This is a genomic window from Micromonospora sp. NPDC051227, assembly GCF_044455385.1.
Taxonomy (GTDB): domain Bacteria; phylum Actinomycetota; class Actinomycetes; order Mycobacteriales; family Micromonosporaceae; genus Micromonospora.
Genome location: NZ_JBITET010000005.1, coordinates 358869 through 375451 on the forward strand (window position 1 = coordinate 358869; position 16583 = coordinate 375451).

11 protein-coding genes and 1 pseudogene are annotated in these 16583 nt (G+C 68.3%); 1 reads left to right on the top strand and 11 read right to left on the bottom strand.

Annotation, left to right across the window (positions count from 1 at the left end):
- Window positions 1-20 precede the first annotated feature (20 nt).
- The 5 genes and pseudogenes from ACIA47_RS16545 to msrB all read right to left on the bottom strand — a co-directional run bounded on the left by ACIA47_RS16545 (window position 21) and on the right by msrB (window position 3404).
- Complete coding sequence (locus tag ACIA47_RS16545; RefSeq protein WP_203119536.1) at window positions 21-449, bottom strand: carboxymuconolactone decarboxylase family protein; 429 nt, start codon at window positions 447-449, stop codon at window positions 21-23.
- Between the two features lie 331 nt (window positions 450-780).
- Window positions 781-936, bottom strand: a pseudogene (locus ACIA47_RS16550) (hypothetical protein); the annotation flags it as partial.
- A 493-nt stretch (window positions 937-1429) separates the two neighbouring features.
- Window positions 1430-2086 (bottom strand): TetR/AcrR family transcriptional regulator, encoded by a 657-nt coding sequence (locus ACIA47_RS16555; protein WP_203119538.1) that lies wholly within the window; start codon window positions 2084-2086, stop codon window positions 1430-1432.
- 323 nt (window positions 2087-2409) lie between these two features.
- Window positions 2410-2916 carry a peptide-methionine (S)-S-oxide reductase MsrA gene (gene msrA / locus ACIA47_RS16560; protein WP_396708682.1) on the bottom strand — a complete coding sequence of 169 codons (507 nt, stop codon included), beginning with the start codon at window positions 2914-2916 and terminating at the stop codon, window positions 2410-2412.
- Window positions 2913-3404 carry a peptide-methionine (R)-S-oxide reductase MsrB gene (gene msrB / locus ACIA47_RS16565; RefSeq protein ID WP_396708684.1) on the bottom strand — a complete coding sequence of 164 codons (492 nt, stop codon included), beginning with the start codon at window positions 3402-3404 and terminating at the stop codon, window positions 2913-2915. Before msrB ends, msrA begins: the two co-directional genes overlap by 4 nt.
- A gap of 530 nt (window positions 3405-3934) precedes the next feature.
- On the opposite strand from msrB, the gene ACIA47_RS16570 reads away from it, so the two are divergent.
- Window positions 3935-4807 (top strand): NADP-dependent oxidoreductase, encoded by an 873-nt coding sequence (locus ACIA47_RS16570; protein WP_396708814.1) that lies wholly within the window; start codon window positions 3935-3937, stop codon window positions 4805-4807.
- A 264-nt stretch (window positions 4808-5071) separates the two neighbouring features.
- Here the strand turns inward: ACIA47_RS16570 and ACIA47_RS16575 are convergent, their stop codons facing one another.
- The 6 genes from ACIA47_RS16575 to ACIA47_RS16600 all read right to left on the bottom strand — a co-directional run bounded on the left by ACIA47_RS16575 (window position 5072) and on the right by ACIA47_RS16600 (window position 16575).
- The gene (locus tag ACIA47_RS16575) at window positions 5072-5485 is read right to left on the bottom strand and encodes a GNAT family N-acetyltransferase (protein WP_396708686.1); all 414 of its coding nucleotides are present in this window, start codon (window positions 5483-5485) and stop codon (window positions 5072-5074) included.
- Window positions 5486-5544: 59 nt separating this feature from the next.
- On the bottom strand, window positions 5545-6285 hold the full coding sequence (locus tag ACIA47_RS16580; protein WP_396708688.1) for an FAD-binding oxidoreductase: 741 nt from the start codon (window positions 6283-6285) through the stop codon (window positions 5545-5547).
- Complete coding sequence (locus ACIA47_RS16585) at window positions 6255-6851, bottom strand: sulfite oxidase-like oxidoreductase (protein ID WP_396708690.1); 597 nt, start codon at window positions 6849-6851, stop codon at window positions 6255-6257. Before ACIA47_RS16585 ends, ACIA47_RS16580 begins: the two co-directional genes overlap by 31 nt.
- A 333-nt stretch (window positions 6852-7184) precedes the next feature.
- Complete coding sequence (locus ACIA47_RS16590) at window positions 7185-13373, bottom strand: S8 family serine peptidase (protein WP_396708692.1); 6189 nt, start codon at window positions 13371-13373, stop codon at window positions 7185-7187.
- 14 nt (window positions 13374-13387) lie between these two features.
- On the bottom strand, window positions 13388-13540 hold the full coding sequence (locus tag ACIA47_RS16595; protein ID WP_203119554.1) for a hypothetical protein: 153 nt from the start codon (window positions 13538-13540) through the stop codon (window positions 13388-13390).
- 80 nt (window positions 13541-13620) lie between these two features.
- On the bottom strand, window positions 13621-16575 hold the full coding sequence (locus tag ACIA47_RS16600) for an ATP-binding protein (RefSeq protein ID WP_396708695.1): 2955 nt from the start codon (window positions 16573-16575) through the stop codon (window positions 13621-13623).
- Window positions 16576-16583: the final 8 nt, after the last annotated feature.

A 16583-nucleotide genomic window follows, 5' to 3' on the forward strand; every position in this document is an offset into this window, starting at 1 on the left:
TGACAGCGCCGGGTATCACCTCATACGGGAGGCGCCGTCGTGGGCATGGCACCCTCGGCGAGCTTGAGTCGCGTCCAGATGTTCATGTTGATGACAACGGCCACGATTTCCAGGATCTCATCCTCCGTGAAGTGCGCAGCCATTCTGTCGTGTGCCTCCTGGAACCGGGTGTTGGTGGTGGCGTCGGCGGCCCGGGTCAACGCCTCGGCATAGGCCAGCGCGGCTTGCTCCTCTTCGGTGAACAGGTGCGTCTCCCACCACGCGGTGAGGGTCTCGACCTTGGCCGGCGGGATGTCGGCGGCGCGGGCGGCGGCGTGGTGCACCAGAAGGCAGTAGCTGCAATTGTTGATTTGCGCGACGCGTAATCGGAGAAGCTGGGCCAGGGCGCGGTCCACCTGGAGTGTGGCGGTATGGCCGAAGGCTGCGGCCCCGGCATTTGCCAGAGCCATGAGGTCTTCGTTTGTGACGTTCAGTCGGACGTTCTGAATCCTGGTATCCAAGAGGTGACCTCCTACAGGTGACAACGACAGCACCAGTGGTGAAGACGTCCACATCGGTGCGGCAGACCCACGGAGCCGTCGCACGCTCTGGGTCGCACCTCTGCTTCCGTGATGCGCGCGCCTCGCGGGGCAGGTGCCGATCACGCCTCACCTGCGGGTCGCCTGTGCGTCGCGGCCGAGGCGGGCGCGGGCCCGAGCCATACGAATGGCCGCGGTCAAGGCCGTGATGTCGTAGGCCGCCGTAGTGGCGGCGGCCGTTGATGAAGAACGTCGGGGTGCCGGACACTCCGCTGTCGTCGGCGGAGTCGATGTCGCTGTCGATGCGGCCGGCGTGCGCCTGGCTTGCCAGATCGTCGCAGAACTGTCCCTGATCCAGGCCGAGCGACCTGTCCTCAGCACGGCCGCGCCTTCCTGTAGATCCAGTGGTGAGGTCCAGGGATACGGACCCAGCAGCAGCCGAGCCGCAGTTTGAGCGAGGCTGCGGCCAGGCGTGTCACCCCATGGCGGGGTGCCTTCGAAGGTTAGCCTTAGCGGACTGGGTAGTCCAACTAGCCGATCGCTGAGAGAAGTCGTCGGCCCAGGCGAACCTGGGTGAGTGGTGGATCAAGCTGCTGTTAGGGGGCGGCTCAGGCCATGCCTGCCCGAACTGGAGCCGATCAACCCAGATCCGATAATGGACCAACCAGTCCTTTGATGTGCGCCGGCTGGGGAGATCGATGCATGCTGTCAACCAGCATTGCTCGACCAGTTGGGCCACCGTGCCAGCATTGGTACGCGCGCCCAGTAGGGGTAGACGGGCGACGACGGCGCAGGTTGACCAAGATCTTCTAGGTCTTGCGGGTGGTGTCGGGTGAAGAGGGCTCGCCGGCCGGGGCCAGGCGCCGCCACCGGATCGATGCTGCTGGCGGTGGTAACGGGGCGTGGGCCAATTAGCGGGCAGGCTCACCGGCCGGCTGCACGAGGAACGATTTGATGTGTTCCAGCGCCATGTCCAGAGCGACTTCCATGGGTGCGACGTCGTGCGCGGCGTTCGCCAGCAGGTAGCCGCCCTGCAAAGCGGCCATCAACCCCGTGGCCAACTTCTCCGGGTCGGCGTCCTGGCGGAGAAGACCGCTGTCCCGCATCCGGTGCAGACCATCGCTGATCAGTTTTTCCCATGCCGCGAACGTCTCCGACAGAGACGAACGAGCCTGCTCATCTTGATCGGACAGCTCGAGAGCCATTGACCCGAGGCCGCACCCGTATTTGCCGTTGTTCAGCGAGTTGGCCTGGACCAGCGCGTTACGCCACCGGACCAGCCCTGAGAACGATCTCAGTCGTTCGAGCCCTGCGCGCTCACGCTCAAGCACGAGCGCCCCTCGATAGTTGACCAAGGCGCGCACGAGTTCCTGCTTGTCGGCGAAGTGGTGGTAGAGCTGAGACTTGCTCGTCTGGCTCGCCTCGCGGATGTCGTCAAGGGTCGTCGCGTTCACTCCGCGCACGAGCATCAGCCGGTTCGCTGCCTCGAGGATCCGCTCTCGGGTCGCGATGCCCCGTTGACTGATCCTCCGCCTATTCGTCGGCGCAGCCACCTGCTCGTCGCTCATCTGTCAAGTGTATCCAGCGCACCAGATGATCTAGGGGGATTAGGACCCTGGAGTCCATTCGGTGTCGTGTCGCATTCACCTGATGGTCAAGGGCGAACGTAAGCGCCGAGGGCCGGTGAACGGCTTGCCGTACCGCTAGATCATTGTTAGTGAGAAATAACCTGGACCATTTGGTCCTATTTTGAAGGCCCTTCCACCGTTGCTGGCCACACGTCGTGAGCGGCCCCCCCGGCAGAGCCCGCAACCATCAGGCGGCCTGCTTGTCCGGGCCGACCACTTCGGCCGGGACCGGCGCGCGGACGTGGGTCCGCGCGCCGGAGGGGTCAGGCCGTCGCCCGCTTCGGAAGCTTCCACCTGGGGCGGGGGAAGTGGCAGGTGTATCCGTCGGGGTAGGTCTGCAGGTAGTTCTGGTGCTCAGGCTCGGCCTCCCAGAAGTCGCCTGCCGCGGTGACCTCGGTGACGACCTCGCCGGGCCACAGGCCCGAGGCGTCGACGTCGGCGATGGTGTCCTCGGCAACCCGCTTCTGCTCGTCGCTGGTGTAGAAGATCGCCGAGCGGTAGCTGACGCCGATGTCGTTACCCTGGCGGTTCTTCGTCGACGGGTCGTGGATCTGGAAGAAGAACTCGAGCAGCGCGCGGAAGCTGGTCTTGTCGGTGTCGTAGACGACCTCGATGGACTCCGCGTGTGTGCCGTGGTTGCGGTAGGTGGCGTTCGGGACGTCGCCGCCGCTGTAGCCGACGCGCGTGGAAACAACGCCGGGCTGGCGGCGGAACAACTCCTCCATGCCCCAGAAGCAGCCGCCGGCGAGGATTGCCTTTTCGGTGGTCATGTCGTCTCCATGCCTGTGGTCGCGCCAGTGTTGGCGTCACTCGTGAACAGGGTGCGGTATTCGCCGTACCCTGCGTTATCCAGGTCGTCGAGGTGGATGAACCGCAGCGACGCGGAATTGATGCAGTAGCGCAGTCCACCCTTCTCGGGGGGACCGTCGTTGAAGATGTGGCCGAGGTGGCTGTCCCCGTGCAGCGAGCGGGCCTCAGTCCGGATCATTCCGTGACTTGAGTCTCCGCGCTCGACGACGTTCGTCTTGGCGAGTGGCTTGGTGAAGCTCGGCCAGCCGGAGTTGCTGTCGTACTTGTCGACCGATGCGAACAGCGGCTCGCCGGACACGACATCGACGTAGATGCCGGGCTCATGGTTGTCCCAGTAGGCGTTGGCGAACGGTCGCTCGGTGCCGTCCTGCTGGGTCACGTGGTACTGCTCCGGGTTGAGCCCCGAAACGGCCTCCGGGTTCTTGTGGTACTGGGTCTGCTGGGGCACAGCTCTCCCTTCACGGCCTTGCGGCGCCTAGCTGCGGAGCCAGGTGCAGCGCACCTGGGCACGCAGGTACAGACACTCTCCGGGGCGATGGTATTCCCACAGCCCCCACCATTCTTGGACTATGAAGTCCGGAAACGGATGCCGGCCGATGGCGGACCGTTGGCTCGCCCACGAGGTTGAGCTGGTACTTCCCGCGACTACAACAGCATTTTGGTGGACCTATAGTGGACTTGACAGACCAGTTTGGCGCGACTAGCTTCGGGACGTCCAACGGGGCGCAGCCGGTAGCAACGGGCTGCCCGACCTGCCCGTCGGCGTCGAGTCCGACAAACGTCCCCGCCAGTCCCGGCAGCATCCTCCCGGCCCAACCGCCACCGATCAGCGTGGTGTGCTCCGCCGTCGAGGCTTGGCGCCGCCGATGCGGGGAAACGGAGATGTGTTCCTCGTGCCAGTGCGGACGAGGGCTGGATACAAGGAGGTATCTGATGAGGGCGATTGTGGTGACGGACGAGGCTGCGGGAACGGCCGGGATGAGGCTGGCGGAGCGGCCTGACCCGGAACCGGCCCTCAACGACGTCGTCGTCCAGGTTCACGCCTCGGGGTTCGTCCCGACCGAGCTGGCGTGGCCCTCGACCTGGACCGATCGCCTCGGCCGTGACCGGACGCCGTCGATACCCGGGCACGAGTTGGCCGGAGTGGTCACCGCTCTCGGGTACGGCACGACGGGACTGTCGGTGGGACAGCGGGTGTTCGGCCTCACGGACTGGACCCGCGATGGCACGCTGGCGGAGTATGTGGCCGTCGAGGCACGCAACCTCGCGCCGTTGCCCGGCGACGTCGACTTCACCGTGGGCGCGAGCCTGCCGATCTCTGGCCTGACCGCCTGGCAGGGACTGTTCGAGCACGGCCGCCTTCAGGCGGGGCAGAGCGTCCTCGTGCACGGTGCGGCCGGCGCAGTCGGTTCGATGGTGACGCAGCTCGCCCGTGAGTTCGGCGCCTACGTCATCGGCACCGGACGCGCTGCCGACCGTCAAAAGGCGCTCGACTTCGGCGCGCAGGAGTTCGTCGACCTCGAGAGCGACGCGCTCGAAGCCGTCGGTGGAGTTGATCTGGTCTTCGACGTCATCGGCGGCGACATCGGGAAGCGCTCGGCAGGCCTGATTCGATCCGGAGGAGTCCTGGTCTCCGTCGTCGGGGCGCCCGAGGTGCGGCCTGCGGACGGCCTGGCGATCGATTTCGTCGTGACGCCTGATCGCGCCCAACTGGGGGAAATCGTCCGGCGGGTACGGGACGGGCGACTGCGGACGCACATCGGCAACGTCGCGGACCTCGACGACGCCGTCTCCGCTCTCAACCCGACCGAGCGGATCACCGGGAAGACGATCATCCGCGCTCGCTCGTAAGGATTCGGGGACAACGACCGGTCCCGCGCTCCTTGCGGGTCATCCACGACGGCATGGCCACCGGCCACCGGCCCCCGGAACGTCGCACCCGGTTCACGCCAGCGGAGCTGCGGACGTGCCAACGCGTCCGCAGCCCGCAGCCACCGGGGAAATCAGCCACAACTTCGGCGAGACGCGATTGGCCGACCCGCACCCGGTAGCGCTCAACGAACACAACCTGGCGGCCAGTTCAGCAGGGCCGACCTCAGCCGCGACCACGCGTGTTCAATGCCCCCGCTGCTCGGCGGAGTGCGACCGAGGGAATGCCGGGTCCAGAACGTCGGCATATTCCGGATGAGCATTGACGAATGCTGTCGCGAACGGGCAGGTCACGGCAGCGGTCTTTCCTTGCCTGCGCAGCTCGTGGAGGACGCCGCCGATGAGCCTGCTCGCTACTCCCTTCCCCCGGAACTCGGGGAACACGGATGTCGCCGACAGTATGACGCGGCTTCCCACCTTGCTGTAGACGAGCCCTGCGGCTGTCCGGCCCCCTATAGCGGCCTCGTAGATGCCGCGCGCGCTGTCGTTGGTGATGACGAAGTCTTCCGCGTCGGGCGGGGTGGTTACCGGCAGGCTCGAGCCACCCGGATCCTGCTCGGCGCTGGTCAACGTGACCATGTCCTCAGCGTTGTTCGTCATGTCTTCTCCGGACTCTCGCTTCGCCCGCTTGCTCGGATTCTCGGTGGTGCTCGACGGGGTCATCCTCCCGTGGGTCCGAAGCGTTCGGTGCGGATGTTTCTGGGGTTGTGGCCGATGGCCACGAGAAGGTCGGCCACGGTCTCGACGAATCCGGTGGGCCCGCAGACGAACGCGACAACGTCGGCATCACTGGGCCAGGTGACGCGGGCGAGGGTGTCCGCGTCGAGTCGTCGAGGTGGGGCCGGCCAGCCAGGGGGCGCGACCCTGGTATAGACGTGGGTGACGGCGACAGGAGCATCGTCTGCGGCTGCTGCGGTCGCAAGATCCGCCGTGAACAGGGCATCCGACGGGGACCGGGTCGAGTAGATCAGCCTGGTGGGAGCCGTCGCCGCACGCACCATCGACATCAGGGGCGCCACGCCGGATCCGCCGCCGATCAGCAATGCCGGGCGCGGGTCGGCGGGTGGGCGTACGAACCAGCCGCCGAGCGGCCCGCGGATCTCGAACTGGTCACCCGGCTCCGCAACGTCGACGAGGTACGGCGAGACCTCACCGTCGGTCACCGCCTGGACCGTCACCGCAAGCCGATCGGGTCCCGGGGCTGATGAGATCGAGTAGCTGCGGTACGCCGTGTAGCCGTCGGGAGCCGTCAACCGGACGTCGACATGCTGGCCCGGCACGTGACGTGTCCAGCCGTCGACGTCGAGGACCAGGGTCCGCGCCGTCGCAGTCTCCGCGCGGGTAGCGGCGACAATCGCCGGCCGCCAGGTCAGTCTGCCAGGTATCGCTGCTCGCGCCATGGGTCCCCGTAGTTGTGGTAGCCGGCCGTCTCCCAGAACCCGGGCTCGTCGTCGAGACGCAGTTCCAGAGCGCGCAGCCATTTCGCGCTCTTCCAGAAGTACAGGTGAGGAACGAGGAGACGCGCTGGCCCGCCGTGCACCGGAACCAGCGGCTCACCGTCGAACTCGTACGCCACCCAGGCCTGGCCGTCGATAAGGTCCTCGAGCGGGATGTTGGTGGTGTAGCCGCCGTAGGAGTGGGCGACGACGTACTCGGCCGAAGTCTCGACATCGGCCAGCAAGGTGTCCATGGAGACGCCTCGCCAGCGCGTGCCGAACTTCGACCAGTGTGTGACGCAATGGATGTCAACTGTCGGTTCGTCGGCGGGAAGCGCGGTGAACTCGGCCCATGACCACGTGCTCCGCTCGCCGGTCTCGGTGACGATGGCGAGTTCCCACTTGTCGAGCCCGATGCGCGGTGTGGGGCCCGCCGACAGTACCGGGAAGTCGTCCGTGCGGTACTGGCCGGGCGGGAGATCGTCGTCGTCGCGTCTGCGGCCACCGAAGCCACGTGTGATCACCGCCATGCGCCCCTCCCCGAGTGGCGGCCGCATGGCCGCGACCCCGCTGCCGTCCGTGCTATCAACTGGACCATACCGTCCAGACTAAGCTGATGTGGTGCCTGTCAACAAACTAGGACGCCTATGGGTTGGACTGGATCGTCCGTGGAGTCTCGGCCGCGACGGAAAGCCATCGGCGCCAGGAGCGGCCCTCACGGGCGCGGTGACCGATGGCCGGGCGACGGCACCGGAGCCTACGGCGACGACGACGCACCCCACCACGTCCAGCAACCGTGGGTAGTCGTGGTCAGAGCCTCCACGGAGAGAATCGCCGTGGGGGCTCTGACCACTCTCGGCGAACTAGACGCGGGGATCCTGCTGGACCTTGAGGGCGTTGAGGATCGGGTCGGCCTCACCCTTCTCGCGGCGAAGCTCGACCTTCAGATCGCCACCGGTGTGCTCGACAGTGACCGCGTTCAGGTCCGCGGTCAGCGCACCCACCTTCGCCTGCACGTCGTGGTCGTAGAGCACGACCTTGCCGTCGACCAGCACATCGAAGGCACGCTTGCCGACCTTGACCTTCTCGATCTCGGCGAAGTCGAGGCCGATCCGGTACCTGCCGGCGGGGGCGTTCTTGAACACGTAGCTGAACGTCTCGCCGGTCCGCTGGGTGCGGAACAGCGCGTCGGCCTCGGTGCCGGCGATGTCGGCCTTGGTGGCGCGCGTCTTGCCGCCGACGTAGCCCCACGGACGCGAGCCGAGTTGCTGGTCGGGCGACCAGACGAAGCCGTCGGCGCCGACGTGCCCGGATCCGCCCACGTCGACGCCCTTCCAGTAGGCCGAGGTCGCCAGGCGGACCGGCTTGAGCTGGGCTTCGCCCTTGCCGGCGTTCGACGCCACCAGTACGTCTCCGACGAGCACGCCGGGCTGGACCCCGCCGTTGTCGGCCGTCGCCGTGACCGTGGTGGATTCGCCGGCTGCGAGCGTGACCGTGCCGGTCGCGGCCGGGCCCGTGAGGGCCAGCCAGGCAAGGTCGGCGGCCTCGTGCCCACCGTCGCTGGTGCGCTTCTGCTCGCTGATCCGCACCTCCAGCGGGGCGGAGCCGCTGTTGGTCACGGTCACGTCGGCCGTCGCCTTCTGGGCCTTGTCGAGGAGCCAGTCGAAGTCACCTCCGGTGACGGTGGCGACGCCGGTGGTCAACGCCGTGACGACCACCTCGGCCTGATCCTTCTTGGCGATGGTCACCGGGTGGCTGGCGGTCACGTAGTTCGGCGCCTCGACCTGCACGGTGTTCTCGCCGACCAGCGCCTGAGCCTTCCACCGGCCCTTTGCGTCGGTGGTGATGACCCGCTCACCGGCCGGCCCCTTGAGCGTGACGATCGCGCCCTCGATCGGCTTGCCGTCGTTCTTGTCGGTGACCGTACCCTCGATCGTGCCCGCGGCCGGGAGGGTGTACTCCAACCCCAGACCGGCCTTCAGGACCGGCTGGTTGAAGGAGTACTGGCTCGCCGGGTTGCGAGTCAGACTCTCCACGCCGACCGTCGCCGACGACCCGCGGGTGAGGGGGTTGTCGCCGCCGACGCCGTCGCCGTACCCGATCTGGATCCGACCGTCCGCGATCAGGGTGACCGAGAAGCTCACGCGAGCCGTCCGGTCACTGTAGAAGGCGACATCGCGCCACTCGATGACCTGCGCCGCAAGCCCGTCCACCTCGGTCGTGCCGAAGTAGATGCCTGCCTCGTCGTCGACGATGAGGTCGTCCCAGAGCGGGTAGATCGCGTCGATCGGGTACGGCGACGGCAGTGCCGTGTTGCTCCCCTGCGTGCTGGCGCGGTCGAAGGTCAGCGCGCCGTTCGTCGTCACACACACGCCGTCCCAGGCCGTGTCGTAGAACGGTTGCAGGAAGCTGGAGTCGAACCACAGCACGCCGCACAGGTCATCGCCGTGCCATCCGGACTCCTGCGTGCCCTGGCGGTAGAGCCCGTCGGTCACCTTCATCGAGTACGAGCGGCCGGCGGGGGCCACCGGCACGGGGCCCGGCTCCGGCTGCTCGGGCTGGGGCTCCGGCTCCGCCGTGTCTGCGCGCGGGTCGAGAGTGACCCGCAGCGCGGCGATGGTCGGGGTCTTCAGACCCTTCGAGCCCCGCAGCTCCACGGTCAGCGGACCGCCCTCGTGCTTGACGACGGCGCTGCGCCAGTCGGCGGCGTTCGGCCCCACGGCCGCGGCCGGGTCGTACGCGTACTCCGTCAGCGTTCCGTCCACGAGGACGTCGAACACCCGCTTGCCCTTGGCCACCTTCTCGATCTCGGCGAACCCGAAGTCGATCGCGTAGGTGCCCTTGGGCGCGTCAGGGAAGCGGTAGAACAACTGCTTGTCCGGCGTGGTGCGCTGCGACTGGAACAGGGTGTCGTCCGTCGTGCCGGCGATCCCGGCCTTCGTGGAGGCGACCCTGGTCTTTCCCTCGTAACCCCACGCCGCCTTGCCGGCGGCCTGGTCGGCGGACCAGGTGTAGCCGGAGCCGTCGGTGAGCTTCGAGCCGCCGGCGTTGACGCCTACCTGGTACTTCGTGGTCGTGAGCGTCACCGGGACGTAGGTCTTGGACTGGCGTCCGGAGTCGGACCTCACCACGATGTTCGCGCCGAGGACCCCTGGCTTGACGCCCTTCGAGGAGATCGAGACCTTGACGGTCGTGGACTGACCCGGGGCGAGGGTTCCGTTGGTCGAGGAGAGCGACAGCCACGGCAGGTCGGTGAGCAGGTCGTCCTCGACGTCGACCAGCACGACGTCGTCGGCGACCTGGTCCGCCGCCCACAGCGCACCGGTCGAGTCGGTTTCGAGCCCGCCGCCCTGGCCCGCCTTCTGGCCCGGGAACCACCACGCGTTCACCAGTGAGCAGTCGTCGGGGTCGACCTGCAGCAGGCGGGTGGGCCGGTTCGAGGTGAGGTCGGTGTACCAGATGGTGTCGGACGCCTGGTTGTAGGCCAGACCCATCACCTCGGGCAGCGGCGGCGCGCAGAAGGACAGCAGGGCGCCCGGGTTGTCGTGGGACGTACCGGCGACGGTGCCGATCATGCCGTTCGCCCGGCCGCCGACGTAGAACACGTCCTCGGTCGGGTTGTAGGCGAGGCCGGTCAGCTGGAGCGTGGACCAGTCACCCTTGATCTGCCTCGTCTCCTTGCCGGTGTCCCGGTTGAAGCAGTGGATGTAGCTGGCCGGGCTGTCCTCCATCTGGCACATGTCACCGGTCTTGGTGTCGAGCGCCATGTCGAACGCCCGGTACGCGGGGTTCCACGACGCGTCGAAGACCTTCCCGGTCGGCTTGCCCGTCACCGTCCAGGCGGTGTTGGTTCGCGCGTTGTAGTCGTGGACCCAGACGTCGCCGTCGTATCCGATGCCGGAGGGCTCCTTCTCCGCGATCGTGCCGGGGATGGGGATCCGGGTGATGACGTCGCCGCCGGAGGTCGCGCCGACCTTGCCAGCAGCCTGTGCTTCCGCGGCGGGTGCCGTCGCGGCCTTGCCGTCGACGTTCGACGGCTTCATGCCGCTCGCACCGGTCTTCCAGGCAGCGAGGTCGATGGTGCTGGCCGCACCCGTGCCGGTGCGCCCGGTGGTGCCAGCGGCATCGAGGTCGGGGTGGCGGGCGGCCTCGCCCAGGTTGTACGTGAGTGGGGCGGAACCGTTGTTGGTCAGCGTCAGCGAGCCCACGCCGTTCTGGTCGGTACCCAGCAGCGCGTCCAGACCGTCGGCCTTCAGACCGGCGGCACCGGTGGTCAGGCGCGCGTCGATCTTGGCATTCGCGTAGAGCTTGTCGAGGGAGAAGGGGTACGCCGCCGTCGTGTAGTTCGGCGCGTCGACAGTCATGGTGTAGTCGCCGACCGGAAGCTGGCGGTGCACGACGCCGGTCCCGTTGGTCGTGACGGTCTCGACGAGCCCCAACTTGTCCGTGAACGAAACCTTGGCCCCGGCCACCGGCAACCCGTCGTTCTGGTCAACGACGGTCGCGTCCAGATACCCGAAGTCAGGCATGTCGTAGGTGACGATCATCCCGTCGCGCAGAACCGGGGCGTTGTCGGAGAACCGGATGCCGTCGACGCCGGCCCAGCCCTGTATGCCGGTGATGGCGTGCGCGCCGGCGGTCACCGGGTCGTCGGTCCCGATGCCTGCGCCGTACCCGAAGATGACGGTGCCCGAGCGGGTGAGCGTGGCCGAGTAGCTGACCGGCTTTGTGTACTCCGACCGGTCCGGGTAGGCCCAGAGCTTGGCGTCGCGGAACTCGACGACGAACGCGTCCTCGCCGTTGACCTTGGTGGCCGCCGTGAAGACTCCTCCGCCGGGGGCGAACTCGACGGGGGTCTGGACGGAGAACGGGAAGATGCCCGCGCCGCCGCTGCCGGGGCCGGTGCTGGTGTCCGGGGAGATCACTCCGCGCAGGCCGATGCCGAGGGTGTCGTGGCTGCCGTTGTAGAGCGCGATCGGGAACGGCAGCTTCACCGTCGCCCACACGCCACTGGTGAACGCCACCGGGTCGGTGCCGCGCAGGTACGCGCCGTCGGAAACGGCGCAGCTGTAGCCGCCCTTGTCGACGACGAGCCCGACGGGGATCTCGCGCGACTCGTTCTGCGCGCCGACGGTCAACGGTACGGACGTGGGGGAGAAGCAGGCGTTGGGCTTGACGCCCAGCGTGTACCCGCCCTCGGGGACAGCGGTGATCGTGAACGCGCCGTTGGCATCCGTGCGTACCGGTTTCAGCGGCGTGTCCTTGACGGAGACGTCGGCGTTCGGGATGGGCCGCCTCTTGTCGTCGACGACCCTGCCGCTGATGTCGTGCCGCACGGCGGCCGTGAGCGGCAGCTTGACGGAGGTGTCCTGGCCGAGGGTGATCGTGACGTTGGCGGTCGCGGTCAGGTAGCCGAAGACCTTGGTGCTGAGCTGGTAGTCGCCGACCGGAAGGTTCGTCGTGAACCGGCCGTCCTTGTCGGTTCCGATCGACCGGCTGAACGGTCCGCTGATCGTCACCTCGGCAGCGGGGACCGGGGCGCCGTTGGCGGTGACGACACCGGTGAGGGTGCCGCCCTGTCGGGGCGCGAGCTCGAGCAGACGGACGAGGTCGAGCCGGCCCTCGCCGTACTTGTTGTTGACCTCGGCGGTGCCGCCGCACTCGGTGTCGTCGACGTCGGTGGCCGACTCGGCGAGCAGGCGGCGGGTCTGGTCGACCTGACCGATCAGGGTGGGGTCGTAGCTCCACAGCGCCGCGACGGCGCCGGCGACGTGGGGTGCCGCCATCGAGGTGCCGGACATCTCGGTGTAGCTGTTGTTCGGGTAGGACGAACGGACGGCGTCGCCCGGAGCGGAGATCTCGGGCTTGATCCGGCCACCTTCACCCTCGCCCTTGCGGGAGAACAACGCGAGCGTGCCGTCGGATGAGTACGCGCCGACGGAGTAGGCGCTCTCGGCGGAGCCGGGCGAGGAGACGGTGTCGCAGGCCGCGTACGGCGTGGTGTTGCCCGATGACCAGACACTGAAGATGCCCGCGGCGCTCCAGGCCTCGTCGATGGCCTGGAAGAAGTCGTCGAAGCTGTGCTCGACGGTCTGGCCCCACGAGTTGTTGATGACGTGGGGGCGCTTGGACGGGTCGGGGTTGTTGCCCTGGACGTCGGTCGGGGCGAGCAGCCACCAGCCGGACCGCAGCAGCGACTCGACGCCGGTGCTGTCGCAGCAGCCGTTCGTCGCGATCCACTGCGCGTCCGGGGCGACGCCGACGTGGTTGGTGCCGTCGTCGCCGACCATGGTGCCCATGGTGTGCGTGCCGTGTCCGTTGTCGTCGCACGGTGTGCCCGTGCACGTGCCCCGGGCGGCCATCCAGTTGTAGTTGTGGTCGACGGTGCCGTCGGGCTTCGTTCCCCGATACTGGTGCGCCAGGGCGGGGTGGTCGAACTGGACGCCCGAGTCGAGGTTGGACACGGTGATACCCGCACCGGTGGCGCCCATCGCCCACGCCTGCGGAGCGTGGATGGCGTCCAGACCCCACGAGACGGTGCCCGCCTCAGCGGCGGCCTTCGGGGCGGTGGGGCGGGCAGCCTGGTCGGCGGGGATCTTCTCGTCCACGGGCTCGACCAGCGCGACCTGCGGCGTCGCGTGGATCTCGGCGACCTGCACCTTGGAGGCCACGTTGAGGGCGAGCTTCTCGGTGCCTCCCTTGACGAGCACGGCGTTGGCGATCGGGTAGGAGGTGTACTTGACGCCCGCCCGGTCGAGGTCGGTGGAGACGGATGCCAGGGAGTCCTTCGTCGCTGCGGTCAGCGCGTCGTAGACGAACTGACCACGAGCGGTCCAATCGGTGATCTTCTTCGCTGGCCCGAGGTCGGCCCTGGTCTCGAACGTGATCCAGAAGTCGGAAGCCGGAGACGTGCGGAAGCGGTCCTTGAGGCTTGAGGCGATCTTGTTGGCGGCGGCGCCGGGATCCGGCTCAGCAGCAGACGCCGGTGGAGCCTGGATCATGCTCAGGCCGACCGCTGCGGCGAGCGAAGCCGCGAGGGCTTTGAGTCTCATGAGAGTCCTTCGACCTACAGGGGTTGGTAGGGGTCGTGGTTCTTGTGGTCGTCGGCACCGTCATCGTCACGGGCGTCGGGGGCGCTGACGTCCGGCTCGCGGGGCAGCTCGGGTGGTGGCGGGTGCTCGATGGCGGCGTCGTCGCCCGCGACAGGTCGCTCAGACATGCATTGCACAACGGCTATGAATCATGGAGTCATGCTCGGCGGGACGAGTGACCGTCGCTATCCAGCGGATACGTCAATTTTCACGACGCGTCGTGGAGGGAGTCCTCTTCTGCGAACACTCCGGCCTCCACTGCCTTGACCGCCAGCGCGGTCCGAGAGCTCACCTTCAACTTGCGCATCGCGGCACGAAGCTGCTGATCCACTGTGGCCGGCGACTTGGCCAGGATCCGGCTGATCTCCCGGTTCGTCTTGCCGGCGACGACCAGTTGGACCACGTCGAGCTCGCGAGGGGAGAGCTGGTCGCCGTACCCGCGTCGGCCGCCGCGCCACAGTCGCGGGACCTCGGCGCCCTGTTCGCGAAGCCGCTGTGCGACCCGGTCCGCATCGCCGCGGGCCCCGAGCCTGAACAGCTGCTCGTACTGAGCCGCCAGCAGCTCTCGGCCCTGCTCGATCTGGCCCTGCGCGATGAGCGCCTCGGCTTGACGTTCGCGGGCGAGCATGGCGTCGTAGGGGCGCGGCAACGCGCTCCAGGCGCGGGCCGCCCGGCCGTATGCCGCCGCCGCGCGGGCTTGGTCTCCGGCTGCGGCGAGCAGCAGGGCACGGCAGACGGTGAGCGCGGCGCGAGGCGCAGGCGCCGTACGGCCACGCAGTCCTCTGGCGAACTGGTCACCAAGGCGGGTCGCGGCCTTCAGATCCCCTGCGGCGAGGTGCGCCTCGATCCGGGCGGGCACGAGGTCCGTCGCCCAGACCCAGATGCCTTTCCTCCGGACGGTGTCCATTGGCTCATTCGTGATCTGCAGCGCACGGCCGCTGTTTCCGTCCGTCAACCACAGTCTGGCCAACGCGGCGGCGGCCTCCATCGTGTCGTCGGCTGCGCCGAGACGGGCAGACTCCTCGAGTACCAGCCGGAACTGCTCCTCCGCCGCGCGCCGCCGACCGGCTGCGGCTGCCAGCCGGGCAGCGAGGCGAATGCTGCCGAGGTAGTGCGCCGGCCGGTCGCGGTCGGCATCGGCGAGCGCCGTGCTTCGCTCCGCGAGACCCTCCCACCGGCCGGTGAACCAGGCCAGGTTGGCCTGTTCGAGTCCGACGTTGTGGTGCAACCGGGACGCCTGCTCGGCCTCGGCAAGGCGCATGGCCACGGCGAGGTGTTCCTCCGCGTCGGCGTACCGACCCCAGATCAGTGCGCCGGTGCCGACGTTCGCGTGGATGCGGGCCACGTCGAGACGCTCCGCCGGCGTCGCGCCGTCGACGGGCAGGTCGGCGACGACGTCCCAGGCCTCCTCTTCGCCGAGCATGAGCAACGCCGCCGCCCGGTTGCCGGCCAGGTTCAGCCGCTCCGCGGGAGAATCGAAGTCGGCGGTGAGTTCAGCGGCGCGATCCAGCCAACGCCGATGGGTCGACGCCGGCCACGGTCCCGCATAGGCCCAGCCAAGGTAGGTCATTGCCCGAGCCGCCTCGACCGGGTCATGGTCGAGGTTGGCCACCGCCTGCTCCAGCTCGCTGAGTGCGGCCTGCGCCTCACCTCCGGTGATCAGGAGCCGACCCAGGGGGTTGCGGATCTCGGCCTGCTGGCGGGCGGAGAGACCGGGGGTCTCCAGCACCGAGCGCAAGGTACGAATCACTCGGTGGTAGACCTCGTCGACCGGTTCACGGCGCCCCAGTGCGGCGACTCCGGAGATGCGCGCGACCCGTGCCCGGTCCACCGGCGCCAGCACGGCCCACGTCAACAGGTCGACGAGCAGGTCGACCGCCTTGGTGTGGTCGCCCGAGGCCATGGCCAGCTCGGCACTCTGCTCGGCGTACCGCGCCCAGGACTGCGTCTCGCCCGCCTCGCGGAAGTGGTGGGCAAGCTGTGCCACCGGCGGCGGATGGATGTGCTCCACGGCCCGGCCGGCCCGCAGGTGGAAGTGCCTGCGGTCGGTCAACGGGATCGCTTCATAGACAGCCGTGGCGGCCAGCACATGCCGGAATCGCCACCGGCCGCGGTCGTCTCCGTCCAGGACACCGGCGCCGGCCGCCTCCGCGACAGCGCCTCGGCACGCGGCTGGTGACAGACCGGCGGTCATCGCGATCGTCTCCACCGATGACCGCTCAGCCAGCGTCGCCGCGGCCCGCAACACCTGCTGCGCCGTCGGCGACAGACGGCCCACCCGTTCCCGGGTGGAGTCGCGCACCGTTGGCGGCACCTGCAGCTCGCGCAACTTCAGCCGGACCCACTGTCCGTCGCGGAAGACGAGGTCGGCGCGGTCGCACATGAGGCGAACCGACTCCTCCACTGCCAGCGGAACGCCGCCGGTCCGCTCGTGCATGAACGTCGTGAACTCCTGGGATATCGGGTTACCGTCCAGCATCGAGGACACCAGCGCTGCCGTGTCGTCGGGTCGCATGGGTGCCAGGGCGATCCTCAGCTGGGTCACGCCAGCAGGCAACCGGGACGTCAGCCGCAGCAACAGCGAACCGTCGTCCACCTCCTCCGACCGATAGGAGATCACGAGGCTGGGCCCGTGCGACTGCTGTCGGGAGGTGACGAACAGCAGGAACTCCAAGGTCACCTCGTCGGCCCAGTGAGCGTCCTCGAGCACGAGAACGTCGACACGCAGAGCCCGCAGAAGCTCCTCCAGGGCGCGGAACAGGCGATGCCGCGCCGCCTTCGCATCGTCCAGGGGCTGCAATGCGGGCGGCAGGTCCGTGGACCACTCAGGGAACAGAGGCCGTAACGCACCCGCAAGCTCGGTGAGCCGCAATCGCGACACCGGACGGTCGATCCCACCGAACGCGTCGACGATCGGCCCCAACGTCAGCGACTCGCGAAGCGGTGGGCACACCGACACCAAAGCGGTGCGCTGGTCCGGTGCGGCCAGCCACTCTCGCAGCAGTCGGCTCTTCCCGATCCCCGCCTCGCCCTCGACCAGCACGATCGCCGGTGGCCGGGCCAAGGCGCCCCGAAGCGCCGCCAGCTCCCGATCACGACCCACGAAATGCGGTGTGGAAACGGTCGGCGAGGTCCCGTCGTCCTCGGGCGAGGGGTCGAGCATGCGTGATG

Excerpts from the sequence above, each read along its gene's own strand:
- ACIA47_RS16545 (WP_203119536.1), bottom strand. The coding sequence starts at position 449 with ATGGCTCTGGCAAATGCCGGGGCCGCAGCCTTCGGCCATACCGCCACA.
- ACIA47_RS16555 (WP_203119538.1), bottom strand. The coding sequence starts at position 2,086 with ATGAGCGACGAGCAGGTGGCTGCGCCGACGAATAGGCGGAGGATCAGT.
- msrA (WP_396708682.1), bottom strand. The coding sequence starts at position 2,916 with ATGACCACCGAAAAGGCAATCCTCGCCGGCGGCTGCTTCTGGGGCATG.
- ACIA47_RS16570 (WP_396708814.1), top strand. The coding sequence starts at position 3,935 with ATGAGGCTGGCGGAGCGGCCTGACCCGGAACCGGCCCTCAACGACGTC.
- ACIA47_RS16575 (WP_396708686.1), bottom strand. The coding sequence starts at position 5,485 with ATGACGAACAACGCTGAGGACATGGTCACGTTGACCAGCGCCGAGCAG.
- ACIA47_RS16580 (WP_396708688.1), bottom strand. The coding sequence starts at position 6,285 with ATGGCGCGAGCAGCGATACCTGGCAGACTGACCTGGCGGCCGGCGATT.
- ACIA47_RS16585 (WP_396708690.1), bottom strand. The coding sequence starts at position 6,851 with ATGGCGGTGATCACACGTGGCTTCGGTGGCCGCAGACGCGACGACGAC.
- ACIA47_RS16590 (WP_396708692.1), bottom strand. The coding sequence starts at position 13,373 with ATGAGACTCAAAGCCCTCGCGGCTTCGCTCGCCGCAGCGGTCGGCCTG.
- ACIA47_RS16595 (WP_203119554.1), bottom strand. The coding sequence starts at position 13,540 with ATGTCTGAGCGACCTGTCGCGGGCGACGACGCCGCCATCGAGCACCCG.
- ACIA47_RS16600 (WP_396708695.1), bottom strand. The coding sequence starts at position 16,575 with ATGCTCGACCCCTCGCCCGAGGACGACGGGACCTCGCCGACCGTTTCC.